11 protein-coding genes are annotated in these 11,762 nt (G+C 38.7%); 8 read left to right on the forward strand and 3 right to left on the reverse strand.

Annotated features, from left to right (window positions below; all coding sequences use genetic code 11):
• The first annotated feature begins 57 nt into the window (after positions 1-57).
• From O3746_RS06140 to O3746_RS06155, 4 genes are read left to right on the forward strand one after another with little or no spacing between them, the layout of a single operon-like run.
• Positions 58-1,128, forward strand: a complete 1,071-nt coding sequence (locus O3746_RS06140) for an ABC transporter ATP-binding protein (protein ID WP_049365145.1) — start codon at positions 58-60, stop codon at positions 1,126-1,128.
• A complete protein-coding gene (locus tag O3746_RS06145; protein ID WP_014064417.1) occupies positions 1,125-1,994 on the forward strand; it encodes an ABC transporter permease in 870 nt (289 codons plus the stop codon). The genes O3746_RS06140 and O3746_RS06145 overlap by 4 nt, the downstream gene beginning before the upstream one ends.
• On the forward strand, positions 1,991-2,842 hold the full coding sequence (locus tag O3746_RS06150; RefSeq protein WP_005694881.1) for an ABC transporter permease: 852 nt from the start codon (positions 1,991-1,993) through the stop codon (positions 2,840-2,842). The genes O3746_RS06145 and O3746_RS06150 overlap by 4 nt, the downstream gene beginning before the upstream one ends.
• Before the next feature lie 19 nt (positions 2,843-2,861).
• Entirely contained in the window at positions 2,862-3,953 is a 1,092-nt protein-coding gene (locus tag O3746_RS06155; protein WP_197543916.1) for an extracellular solute-binding protein, read from the forward strand.
• 70 nt (positions 3,954-4,023) lie between these two features.
• Here the strand turns inward: O3746_RS06155 and O3746_RS06160 are convergent, their stop codons facing one another.
• Both O3746_RS06160 and O3746_RS06165 read right to left on the reverse strand, forming a co-directional pair.
• The gene (locus O3746_RS06160; protein ID WP_295649674.1) at positions 4,024-5,409 is read right to left on the reverse strand and encodes a DASS family sodium-coupled anion symporter; all 1,386 of its coding nucleotides are present in this window, start codon (positions 5,407-5,409) and stop codon (positions 4,024-4,026) included.
• Positions 5,410-5,563: 154 nt separating this feature from the next.
• Positions 5,564-6,790, reverse strand: a complete 1,227-nt coding sequence (locus O3746_RS06165) for an MFS transporter (RefSeq protein ID WP_049365141.1) — start codon at positions 6,788-6,790, stop codon at positions 5,564-5,566.
• 174 nt (positions 6,791-6,964) lie between these two features.
• Here O3746_RS06165 and O3746_RS06170 point away from each other — a divergent pair, with 174 nt between their 5' ends.
• The 4 genes from O3746_RS06170 to O3746_RS06185 all read left to right on the forward strand — a co-directional run bounded on the left by O3746_RS06170 (position 6,965) and on the right by O3746_RS06185 (position 11,009).
• Positions 6,965-7,675 (forward strand): FadR/GntR family transcriptional regulator, encoded by a 711-nt coding sequence (locus tag O3746_RS06170; protein WP_049373731.1) that lies wholly within the window; start codon positions 6,965-6,967, stop codon positions 7,673-7,675.
• A complete protein-coding gene (locus O3746_RS06175) occupies positions 7,665-8,738 on the forward strand; it encodes a Gfo/Idh/MocA family protein (RefSeq protein WP_049384693.1) in 1,074 nt (357 codons plus the stop codon). Before O3746_RS06170 ends, O3746_RS06175 begins: the two co-directional genes overlap by 11 nt.
• Positions 8,739-8,748: 10 nt before the next feature.
• Positions 8,749-9,855, forward strand: coding sequence for a Gfo/Idh/MocA family protein (locus O3746_RS06180; RefSeq protein WP_049373733.1), 1,107 nt, complete (start codon positions 8,749-8,751; stop codon positions 9,853-9,855).
• A gap of 242 nt (positions 9,856-10,097) precedes the next feature.
• A complete protein-coding gene (locus tag O3746_RS06185; protein WP_371448138.1) occupies positions 10,098-11,009 on the forward strand; it encodes a hypothetical protein in 912 nt (303 codons plus the stop codon).
• A 110-nt stretch (positions 11,010-11,119) separates the two neighbouring features.
• On the opposite strand, the gene pdxH is transcribed toward O3746_RS06185, so the two are convergent.
• Positions 11,120-11,752: a pyridoxamine 5'-phosphate oxidase gene (gene pdxH / locus O3746_RS06190; protein WP_049384696.1), complete on the reverse strand. Its 633-nt coding sequence runs from the start codon at positions 11,750-11,752 to the stop codon at positions 11,120-11,122.
• Positions 11,753-11,762 lie beyond the last annotated feature (10 nt).

Raw genomic sequence — 11,762 nt, forward strand, 5'->3', positions numbered from 1 at the left:
TAACCAAGTGTTTTATGGTTACCTCTATAGTTGTATAGCCAAATAGAGGATGTAAAAATGGCAAAGTTAGAAATAAAAAATATTACAAAAAAATTTGGTGACTTTTACGCAGCAAATAATATTACTTTTACCGCTGAAGAAGGCGAGTTTGTCACCTTATTAGGACCAAGTGGCTGTGGTAAAACCTCCTTATTAAAATTAATCGCTGGATTTCATGTGGCTGATGAAGGTGAAATCCTTATTGGAGGAAAAAATGTTAACCATGTTCCTCCAGAAAAACGCAATACAGCCATGTGTTTCCAATCTTATGCCCTTTTCCCTCACCTCAACGTTTCTCACAATATTTGCTATGGTTTAAAGCAACGTAAAATTGATATTGAAGAACAAAAACAGCGTTTAGATCTCGCATTGAAGCAAATGGATTTAGAATTTCATAAATTGAAATTACCTAATGAGCTTTCTGGAGGTCAACAACAGCGTGTCGCATTAGCCAGAGCCATGGTAACTCGTCCAGATGTGATTTTATTTGATGAGCCACTTTCTAACTTAGATGCCAAATTACGCGAAAGTGTACGTTTTGAAATTAAGCAACTCTCAAAACAATATAATTTAACTAGTATTTATGTGACTCACGATCAGGCTGAAGCCCTAACTATGTCAGATAAAATCATCGTGTTAAATAAGGGCTCTATTGAGCAAATTGGCTCTCCTCAAGATATTTATCATCATCCTAAAAACCGCTTTGTGGCAGATTTTATTGGCATTGCCAATATCACGGAAGCTAATGTGAAAAACATTGGTGATAACCTGTATGCGGTGAGTTCTATTTTTGGCGATTTCACCGTATTTTCTGAGAAAAAACCGGAATCTGAACGAATTTATATTTGCTTTCGACCGGAAGACATTGAATTGTTACCAAACGCACAAACGGAAGCGGAAAACCAAATTACAGTAGATATCATCAACACCGCTTTTATGGGCAATATCACAGAAGTGCAAGGAATCATTAAACGTAATGATGAAGAGAAAAAATTACGTCTGCAACTAACAAAATGCCCGAATTTGAGCGATAAACTCACCTTTACGGTTCCCCGCCATGCGATTAAATTCTTGGAGTCCGTAAAATGAAAAGTCTCAAAAATGATGTAAAAGCATGGTTATTACTATGCAGCGGTTTAGGTACGATCCTATTTTTAATGGGGTCCACATTCTACATTGTCGTCTCTCAAAGCCTTGGTTTATACAGTATGGGCGGGGAAGAAAGTCAATTTAGTTTGGAATATTGGCAAGCCGTATTAAATAGTCCTGTATTCCAAAATTCGTATATTTATTCCGTAAAAGTGTCTTTATTAGGGGCCATTTTATCCATCATCGTGGCTTATCCCATTGCTATGTGGTTGCGTAAAAAATTGCCTGCCAAGGTAACGATCATCACCATCTTGCGGGCACCTATGTTGGTACCTGGATTGGTTGCCGCCTTTTTGTTCGTCAATATGATTTCTTACCACGGCATTCTTAATGAGGTATTTGTTTATTTAGGCATTTGGGACGAACCGAAAACCTTACAAAATGATGAATTTGGTTGGGGGGTAGTGATTTTACAAATGTGGAAAAACATTCCCTTTGCTTTAATTCTTATTGGTGGCGCAGTCAATTCACTGAAAACTGATTTATTAGATGCGGCAGCTAATTTAGGTTCGAGTCCTTGGCAACGTTTTCGTTATGTGATCTTCCCACTAACCTTAGGTGCGGTACAAGTTTCTTTTATTTTAATATTTATCGGCGCACTCGGTGATTTCGCCTTTTATAGTATTGCTGGTCCTCGTAGTACCTATTCTTTAGCACGTTTAATGCAAATGTCTGCCTATGAATTTGAAGAATGGAATCAAAGTGCGGTCATGGCATTAACGATTATGCTGACCTCTGCCTTCTTCACCATCCTCGTGTCATTATTGATTAAACCATTAGCCGTCAAACGTGGAGAAGTCAAATGAATAGTTCCGCACAAATCACAACGAAAAATGGTCGATTAATCGCACGTATTTCCTTAATTTTCTTTATTCTTGCTAATTTTATTTGGTTATTCTTACCCTTTTTAATGGCAGGTTTATGGTCATTGGTAGATCCCGCTAAACCGTGGAGTTATCCAGATATTTTCCCTCAATCATTATCTTTTGAGCGTTGGAAAATTGTATGGGAAACCACCTCTTTACCTGAAGCAATGTTTAATAGCTATACCATTGCGCCTACGGTTTCTCTGATCACTATTTTACTCTCTCTCCCAACAGCTTATGCATTTGGACGTATGGAGTTTAGAGGTAAAAAATTAGCCGAATTATTGACACTGATTCCATTGGTTATTCCAGGCATGATTATTGCCCTATTCTTTAGCCGCATGTTATTGGATTTAAATATTAATAATCCATTCATCGGCATTGTTATTGGGCATGTTGTACTCACGTTACCTTATGCTATTCGGATTTTATCCGCGGGCTTTTCTTCTGTACCACAAGACCTCATTGATGCTAGCCGTGACTTAGGTGCATCTAAATTTACCGTTTTCAAAGATGTGTATATGCCGATGTTAAAACCCAGTTTTTTAGCATCAATTATTTTCTGTTTAGTGAAAAGTATTGAAGAGTTTGCTATCGCTTTCGTTATCGGCTCACCGGACTTTATTACCGTGCCAACCATTTTATATTCTTTCCTCGGTTATTCTTTTATTCGTCCGAATGCAGCCGTTGTATCGATTATTTTGTTGGTACCAAACATTATTTTGATGATGATTATCGAAAAATTGTTGAAAGGGAATTATCTCTCTCAATCCACAGGAAAAGCATAATTTTCACAAGGAGCATCTTATGCAAAAAAATATCCGTAAACTTCTATCCATTGGTCTTACCGCTGCCGCCTTGGCTGTCAGCACTTTCGCCTCGGCTTCCACAGACTTAAGTGGTAAATCTTGGAGTGAAATCGAAGAACTCGCTAAAAAAGAAGGAAAATTGACAGTTAGCGTTTGGTATTTGCAGCCGCAATTCCGTAATTTTGTCAAAGAGTTTGAAAATCAATACGGTATTAAAGTCAAAGTACCTGAAGGCACCTTGGACGGTAATATCAATAAACTGATTGCTGAAAAAAATCTAGAAACCGGCAAAATGGATGTGGTTGTGTTAAATGCTGACCGTTTAGGCAACGTAGCGAAAAATGACATTCTTGTAAAACTCAATAACTTACCAAATTTCGATAAATTAAATCACCACTTACAAGGTGTTGAATTAGGCGATATGGCTGTAGGTTACTGGGGTAATCAAACCGGTCTAGCTTATGATCCTATGCGAATTAAAGAAGAGGAATTGCCACAATCTTGGGCAGACATGGAAAGCTATATTGATAAAAATCCAAAAAAATTCGGCTATTCAGATCCAAATGGTGGTAGCTCTGGTAATGCCTTCATTCAACGAGCTTTAGTGTACATCAATGGTGATTATGATTATCGTACTGATAAAATCGATGAAGCACAGATTGCTAATTGGAAAAAAACCTGGGATTGGTTCAGCAGTAAAAAAGATGCGCTAATCCGTACGGCTTCGAATGCTGATAGTTTAACCCGTTTAAACGACGGTGAGTTAGTAATTGTCTCCGCATGGCAAGACCACTTGTTCAGTTTGCAAAAACAAGGTGCAATTACTGATCGTTTAAAATTCTATGTACCAAAATTTGGGATGCCTGGCGGTGGTAATGTTGTAACCGTAGCAAAAAATGCGCCGAACCCAGCCGCATCACTTGTTTTCGTGCATTGGATTACTTCGCCTGAAGTACAACAGAAATTAAGCCAAGAATTCGGTGTTCGTCCACTCAATAGTGAATCTGGCTTGAAAGATACTATTTTCTTTTCAACACCATGGCGTAAAGCCGAAATGGAAGCCTTCACAAAAGAGGTTATTTCGAGATAAACAATAAACCGCACTTTAACGTGCGGTTTACTTTTATAGGCTAATAAAGTGCGGTCAATTTTAACCACATTTACAACCACACAAAATAAGTCATGCTGCCGATGATGGCGATACAGAATAGATTTAAAATCAAACCGACTTTGGCCATATCAAGTTGTTTCACATTGCCTGTTGCAAATACAATAGCATTTGGCGGTGTAGCGATTGGTAGCATAAATGCACAACTTGCCCCACAAGCGATAATTGCGGCTAAAGCGATAGGCGGTAAATTCATGGATTGTGCCACTGAAATCACAATTGGCATAATCAATGCTGCACTGGCAGTATTCGATGTGAATTCTGTTAAGAAAATAATAAATGCGGTTATCACAAAGCAAAGTACCCAAAGCGGTTTGGTTTGTACAAACTGAACGATGCTATCCGCCATAATTTTACTGGCGCCAGAATCTTTCATCACAATACTGAGTGTTAAACCACCACCAAATAAAACGAGTACCCCCCATTCAACACGTTCTTGAATTTCTTTCCAACTTGCCACACCTGAAACACAAATAAAGATCACAACGCATAGCGCAATCACCGTATCAAAGTTTTCGATTTTTTTCGGCAATTCAAGAAGAGAGCTAATCCATGGATTTAGAAGAGAACTGAAAAGTAACATAATCGCCATACCGATGAAGATCAGTAAAGTAATGATATTTTTTCGATTAAAGCTGACTTTCTCAAGTGACGGATTAAATTCCACAGAAAAGTCTGGACGTAAAATTACCCATAAAGAAAAAATCATTGAAGGTACAAGCAATACCATCACTGGGAAACCATAACCTAGCCATTCCGTGAAAGTCACTGGAATTTGAGATGCCAAAATCGCATTCGGCGCACTTCCCACTAAGGTACCAATACCACCAATACTTGCACTAAATGCCATGCCTAATAATACGAAGGCATACAACCGATGGTTTTTCTCTGCATTGATACCTTTTAACATCCCCATAGTGAGCGGTAACATCATGGCTGCCACAGCGGTGTTGTTAATCCACATGGAAAGGAATGTGGTTGCAGTAAACAGATAGGTGATAGAAAGTTTTAAGTTTCCTTTGGCCAAACGGATAATGTAATTCGCAATAATCTTATCTAGATTCTGAATTTGTAACACCGCAGCCACCACAAATCCCCCAAAGAACATATAAATAATTGGCGTGGAGAATGGGGCAAGGGCTTTTTGCGTATTAATCAAGCCTAATCCTATGGCCACAACGGGCACCATAAGGGATGTCACGGTAATATTAAAGGCTTCCGTTAACCATAAAATGCCAATGAAAATCAGCAAGGCTAATCCGCGATTCTCTTGAGCAGAAAATGGCAATATTTTGATTAACACCAACATGAAGACAAAGTCTAGGGCAAGAATGATGAGACTTTTATATTTAGAGAGAAAGGTTTGTTGAGTTTGCATATAAATCTCCTACAAAACGATAGGGGAGATTATTAATTAGCATTTAACCGAAAAAATTGAAACATATTTTTAACAAATTTGTGACACGCTTCAAACTATTTTTGTATAAACAACAAACCGCACCTAAAAGTGCGGTCTGTTTTGCTTTCGTTTTTTATTGTTGCATACGAGCTTGAATACGTTCTGGCAATCTTAATCCAACGAGAGCAACAAGGACAATTGTCCAGAATAAGGTGACATACACAAGGGCTGAACCAAGTCCCACTCTTTCGCTAAGTGCAGCGGCAATCACAGGAGACACCCCACCACCGATCGCAGCGAAGTTATAGATGAAACCAATACCTGTGCTTCGCATTTCAGCTGGGAAGAAAGTCGCCATATATTTTGGCACTAAACCGGCAATCCCTAAGTTTGTTGCAAGTAAGAAGAAGAGCAACGCACCAAGTGCTAATACATTATTTTCTGGCAAATAGAATACTGGGAAGAGGAAGAAAAGTGATAACAATAAGCTATATACAAAGGTTTTCTTCTCACCCAATTTATCACCGATAAAGCCTGCAATTAAGGTACCGATGAGGATACCAAAGCCCGCCCAGAACATCAGTGATTTCACATTTTCAGCATAGCCATTTTCTTTGAGATAAAGTGGAAGTAAGCCCACTACCGGCCAGTTTACGGAGAAAATTGAATAACAAACTAAGAAAATAATTAAGGTGATTGGTAATTGTTTTTTAGTGAATAGGTCAGTAAGTGGAACTTTATTCACTTTACCTGCCGCTTTCGCTTGTGCCCATTCTTCACTTTCAGGTGCATGGCGACGAACGTAGAGCACTAAAGCGACTGGTGCTAAACCAATGAAGAAAGCCATACGCCAACCATAAGTTTGAGACACCCAAGGAATTACTTGAGAAGCAAGAATATTACCAATGGAGAAGCCACTCACTAAGAATGCACTGGCTTTTGTACGTAAATGTTGTGGCCAGCTTTCAATGGCATAAGAGGAAGAACAAGCATATTCACCCGCCATCCCCATACCGATAATCATACGGAAGATGAAAAGCCAAATATAACTGGTGGATAAGCCGCACAAGAATGTGCCAACGGAATACGTGATAATGGAAACAATCATCGCCAAACGACGGCCATATTTATCGGCAAAACTACCAAAAATTGCCCCTCCTAATGGACGCGCGACGAACGCTGCAAGTAATAATGTGGATGTTTCCGTTGTGCTCATGGCAAATTCCTTTTGAATATCCAAAAGCACATAAGTGATCAGCATATAATCGAAGCCATCAAAAACATAACCTAACCAAGCCGCAAATAACGCTTTTTTTTGCGTAGGACTGACTTCTTTATACCATGGTAATGATGTTGCCATAACAACCTCCCTTCCTTGTATTTGAGAATTTTGTGGTATAGATCACAGAATTTAAAATCACTGCTAATTTCTGCTTGCATAAATAAAGATAAGACGTATGATGTCTTATGTCAATCAAAGAGAATGAGAGCTGGATCACAAATTCAGAAAATAGATTAGAAAATGAGAACAGAAATGAAAAAAACAAGTAAAAAAGAAGCAAGTCTCGTTTTGCAGGATAAAATCAAATCGCTCATCATTAAACAAAATCTCAAATCTGGCGATTTGATGCCAACAGAAAATGAACTGATTGAACAGCTTGGTGTGAGCCGCTCCAGTTTACGTGAAGCTATTAAATCTTTAGAGGCGCTACACATTTTAGACATTCGCCACGGGGTTGGTACCTTTGTGAGTGAATCCTCTCTTGTGCCAATGATTCGCGGATTAAGCTTTCACACTCAACTGAATTTGCATAATGATCATAATCAGCTGATTAATATTTTGGATATTCGGGAAATTTTGGAATACGGTTTTGCCCCGATGGTTTTAGGAAAAATTAGCCAAGAACAGACCGCACTTTTGCAAAAATCAGTAGCAAATATGGAAAAAAATGCACGAGAACAAAAGTTTTCGCCTAAAGATGAATACCACATTCATTTAAAACTTTATGAGCCATTAAATAACCCATTACTGATTCAATATTTAGATGCGTTTTGGCAAATTTATCAACAAGTAGAAAAAGGCTTACCCCCACCAATACTTTCTCCTGAAAAATTAGCCATGCAACACCGTGAATTAATTGATGCCGTGGAAGCGCATGATTTGGTACGCATGCAACGCGCGATCTTGCAATATTTCCAAAGTATTCGCCAACGCTTACAACAAGGAGGGCATGATGCAAACTAATGGATTAAACGTTGCCTTAATCGGCTGCGGCTTTTTTGGCGTTCAGTTGGCTTCTGCATTTGACAAAGCCCAAGCAAACTTAATTGCGGTGACCGATATTAACCCTTCTCTTGCACAAAAACTCGCCGACCAATACGGCAGTAAAGCCTTTTTTAGTGTAGAAGAAATGTTGGCAGAAACCAAACCTGATTTAGTGGTTATCGCCACCCCAAACTATGCCCATTATTCCCCAGCTATCTTAGCGTTAAATGCTGGCTGTCATGTCTTTATTGAAACGCCTTTTACCTTAAGCGCTTCTCAAGGCCAACATTTACGTCGCCTTGCAGAAGAAAAAGGTAAAGTCATTTTTGTGGGCCATTTAGAACGTACGTTACCTGGCATGTTGAAAGTCAAAGCAGCTTTAGAACAAGGAAAATTAGGCCGCATTACCGTAGCTCGAGCCATGCGTCAGCGTTGGATTGAAAATCTACCAAACAAAGAATGGTGGAAATTAGATGCCAATCTTACGGGCGGCGAGCTTTTCCACCTCATTCACGAACTGGATTTACTCTGTTGGTTATTAGGCGATATTGAGGCTGTTTTTGCTCAAGCGGCTAATCAAGCACATCACGATACGCCAGACAGCCGTGATGTGTTGCAGTTGCTATTACGTTTTAAAAATGGCGTATTAGGTTCGCTCGAAATGGGCACTGCTTATCGATTACACCAATGGGGCATTCAAATTCATGGTGAAAATGGTGTGATTGAAGTCAATTTCTTTACCTCAAGTGTCACATTTAATTATCTAGATGGAAAAATAGAACACGTTGATTTATTTGATGAATTTGAGGCTGATTTATCTTTACGCGAAAGTGCAAAAGGCACTCAGCAATATAATGTCACCCACGCACCTTGCCAACTTTGGTTAAGCCGAGCGGCTGAAATCGAAGTACAAAGCGTGGTGGAGCACTTAACACAAGGAAAAACCAGCCCATTAAGTCTATGTTTAACTGAAGCCATCGAAGTTGCAGAAGCAGCGAAGCAATCCATGGTAACGGAAAAACAAATCTCAGTGAAAAAATAAGGAGTTTATTATGATGCGATATGGTGTTGTTGGCGTTGGCTATTTTGGTGCGGATTTAGCCCGTTTCATGAATGAATTTGATGATGCACAGATTACAATGGTATACGATCCTGAAAATGGCGAAACCATTGCTCAAGAATTACAATGCGTAGCGGCAAAATCTCTTGAAGAATTAGTCACTTCCCCTGATGTGGATTGCGTGATTGTTGCCACCCCAAACTACTTACACAAAGAACCAGTCATCCTTGCCGCAAAAAACAAAAAACACGTTTTCTGTGAAAAACCAATCGCCTTAAGTTATCAAGACTGTGACGACATGGTACGTGCTTGCGAAGAAAATGGCGTCACCTTTATGGCTGGCCATGTGATGAACTTCTTTAACGGTGTTCACCATGCCAAAGAATTAATCAATCAAGGCGTGATCGGTAAAGTGCTTTATTGTCACACTGCACGTAACGGCTGGGAAGAACAACAACCGACTATCTCATGGAAAAAAATCCGTGAAAAATCTGGCGGCCACTTATATCACCATATTCACGAATTAGACTGCGTACAATTCATTATGGGGGGCATGCCAAAAACTGTTACCATGGCAGCCGCCAATGTTGCACACAAAGGCGAAAACTTTGGTGATGAAGACGATATGATTTTTGTCACCATGGAATACGATGATAATCGCTTCGCTGTTCTAGAATGGGGTTCGGCTTTCCGTTGGGGTGAACATTATGTATTAATTCAAGGGGAAAAAGGCGCGATCAAACTTGATATGTACAATACCAAAGGCACCCTTCGTGTGGATGGAAAAGACACCTATTTCCTCATTCACGAAACCCAAGAAGAAGATGATGACCGTACCCGTATTTACAACAGCACAGAAATGGACGGTGCGATTCAATACGGTAAACCAGGCAAACGCACACCGCTCTGGTTGAGTTCTATCATGAAAAAAGAAATGCGTTATTTAAATGATATTCTCCATGGTATGGAACCAACTGAGGAATTTGTAAAATTACTCACTGGTGAAGCAGCACGTGCCGCTATCGCCACTGCTGATGCGTGTACCCGTTCTCGTTACGAAAACCGCAAAGTTGATTTATCAGAAATCATCGGTAAATAAAAATAATGTAAAAATTAACCGCACTTTGGTTGAGGAATCAACGTGCGGTTTTTTTAATGTGTTTTTTCTTTCTTGCTCAAGGGCACAATATCGTGATGGTTTTATTAGACCCAAGGTTGCATAAAAATTATCTATGGTGGATCATAAGAAGCAGAATTGAGTAGTGAATGAGCCGGTTGTATGCTTGTTATATCAATTAACTAATATTAATATAATTAACAACCTCAAAATAATCGATAGCTATGAATAAACAATTAACACCCGCAGCCTTATTTGCTCTTAAAGAAGCACTTATCCATATTTACTGGTATAAAAAAGATCTAAAATCATTTTTACTTAAAAGTTTACCTAAGAATATAAACATCAGTAAAATTGATTGGGATGCTCTAACCAAAAGAGATATATGCATATTAATCATTGATAAATTATTTGAATTAAATAATACAGAAATTCTCTTACAATTAGCTAACGATATTTGCCAATTTAGAAACTTTGACCACTTAAAGCATCTTGAGGATGGAGATAATAAAGCATCTAAAGCCTTAAGTACTGTAAAACAGTTAAAAGAATTTATAATTCCATATCAAGAAAATCAACGAGCTGAAGAAGAAAGACAAAAAAGAATAAAACTTGCAGAAGAGAGACTTCATTTATTTAAAAGCTATCAAGAGGAACTAGCTAGCTTAAGACAAGAGTTTTATTCTTTAGTAACGAGTCAAGACAATCAACAAAGAGGATTTAAATTAGAAAACTTGATGAACAAACTATTTATCTTAAATGATTTAGATCCTAAGGCTTCATTTAAAATTATGGGACAACAAATAGATGGCGCATTCACATTGGATGGAACAGAGTTTCTTTTTGAAGCCAAATGGACAAAGTCATTAATTAATAGTTCAGATTTAGCTGTTTTTAAAGAAAAAATAAAAACTAAATTGGAAAATACATTAGGGCTATTTCTATCTATTGATGGATTTTCAGAAGAAGGTGTTAATGCCTTTCAATCATCAGATAAAGTCATGATTCTTATGGATGGTTCAGATCTCTTAGCTATTTTAGAGGAAAGAATTTCTTTCACAGAATTAGTTTCTCGAAAAAAACAAATCGCCTCAAGAGAAGGTAAAATTTATGTCCCATTTTCTCAAATGAGATGAAAACTACTCAATCTAACACCAGAGTAAACTATCAAAACCTCAAAAAGAGACTCGAAATCCTACCGCACTTTTTGTAAGTGCGGTTGTTTTTTTGAATGTTTTTAAGAAACTTAAGGCGATAACCGCTCTCTTTCCCATTTCCCCTCATTGTATAAATAACAAATTCTGTCATGTAAGCGGCTTGGGCGACCTTGCCAGAACTCTATGCGATCAGGAATCACAAGATAACCGCCCCAATGTGGTGGACGAGGTACGTTTAATGGGTGTTTTGCTGCAATCAGAGCAGCTTTCGCTAATAAAGATTTGTGGCTAGAAATGACCGCACTTTGCTCGCTGGCCCAAGCGCCAATTCGGCTGGTGTAAGGGCGCGTTGCAAAATATTCATCTGATTGTTCGGGCGAGATTTTTTCGGCTTTGCCCTCAATGCGAACAGAACGTTCTAATTCTGGCCAAAAGAATGTCAGGGCGACGAAAGGATTATGTTCTATGGCGCGACCTTTTCGACTGTGATAATTCGTGAAAAATACAAAGCCTTGTTCGTTCACTTCTTTCAACAGCACCATTCGACTTGTTGGGCGGCCGTCTTCATTGACTGTCGCAACATTAACACCTGTCGGCTCATTGACTTTGGCTGTAATTGCTTCATTGAGCCATTTTTCAAATTGTTTTATCGGATTTGGATCGCAATCATGCTGAGAAAGCGCCTGTTTGCAATAATCCTCTCGAATATCATGTAAGTCCATTTTCTTTCTC

It is taken from the genome of Haemophilus sp. 27098_8_127, from assembly GCF_041433495.1.
GTDB lineage: Bacteria > Pseudomonadota > Gammaproteobacteria > Enterobacterales > Pasteurellaceae > Haemophilus_D.

Excerpts from the sequence above, each read along its gene's own strand:
- O3746_RS06140 (WP_049365145.1), top strand. The coding sequence starts at position 58 with ATGGCAAAGTTAGAAATAAAAAATATTACAAAAAAATTTGGTGACTTT.
- O3746_RS06145 (WP_014064417.1), top strand. The coding sequence starts at position 1,125 with ATGAAAAGTCTCAAAAATGATGTAAAAGCATGGTTATTACTATGCAGC.
- O3746_RS06150 (WP_005694881.1), top strand. The coding sequence starts at position 1,991 with ATGAATAGTTCCGCACAAATCACAACGAAAAATGGTCGATTAATCGCA.
- O3746_RS06155 (WP_197543916.1), top strand. The coding sequence starts at position 2,862 with ATGCAAAAAAATATCCGTAAACTTCTATCCATTGGTCTTACCGCTGCC.
- O3746_RS06160 (WP_295649674.1), bottom strand. The coding sequence starts at position 5,409 with ATGCAAACTCAACAAACCTTTCTCTCTAAATATAAAAGTCTCATCATT.
- O3746_RS06165 (WP_049365141.1), bottom strand. The coding sequence starts at position 6,790 with ATGGCAACATCATTACCATGGTATAAAGAAGTCAGTCCTACGCAAAAA.
- O3746_RS06170 (WP_049373731.1), top strand. The coding sequence starts at position 6,965 with ATGAAAAAAACAAGTAAAAAAGAAGCAAGTCTCGTTTTGCAGGATAAA.
- O3746_RS06175 (WP_049384693.1), top strand. The coding sequence starts at position 7,665 with ATGCAAACTAATGGATTAAACGTTGCCTTAATCGGCTGCGGCTTTTTT.
- O3746_RS06180 (WP_049373733.1), top strand. The coding sequence starts at position 8,749 with ATGATGCGATATGGTGTTGTTGGCGTTGGCTATTTTGGTGCGGATTTA.
- O3746_RS06185 (WP_371448138.1), top strand. The coding sequence starts at position 10,098 with ATGAATAAACAATTAACACCCGCAGCCTTATTTGCTCTTAAAGAAGCA.
- pdxH (WP_049384696.1), bottom strand. The coding sequence starts at position 11,752 with ATGGACTTACATGATATTCGAGAGGATTATTGCAAACAGGCGCTTTCT.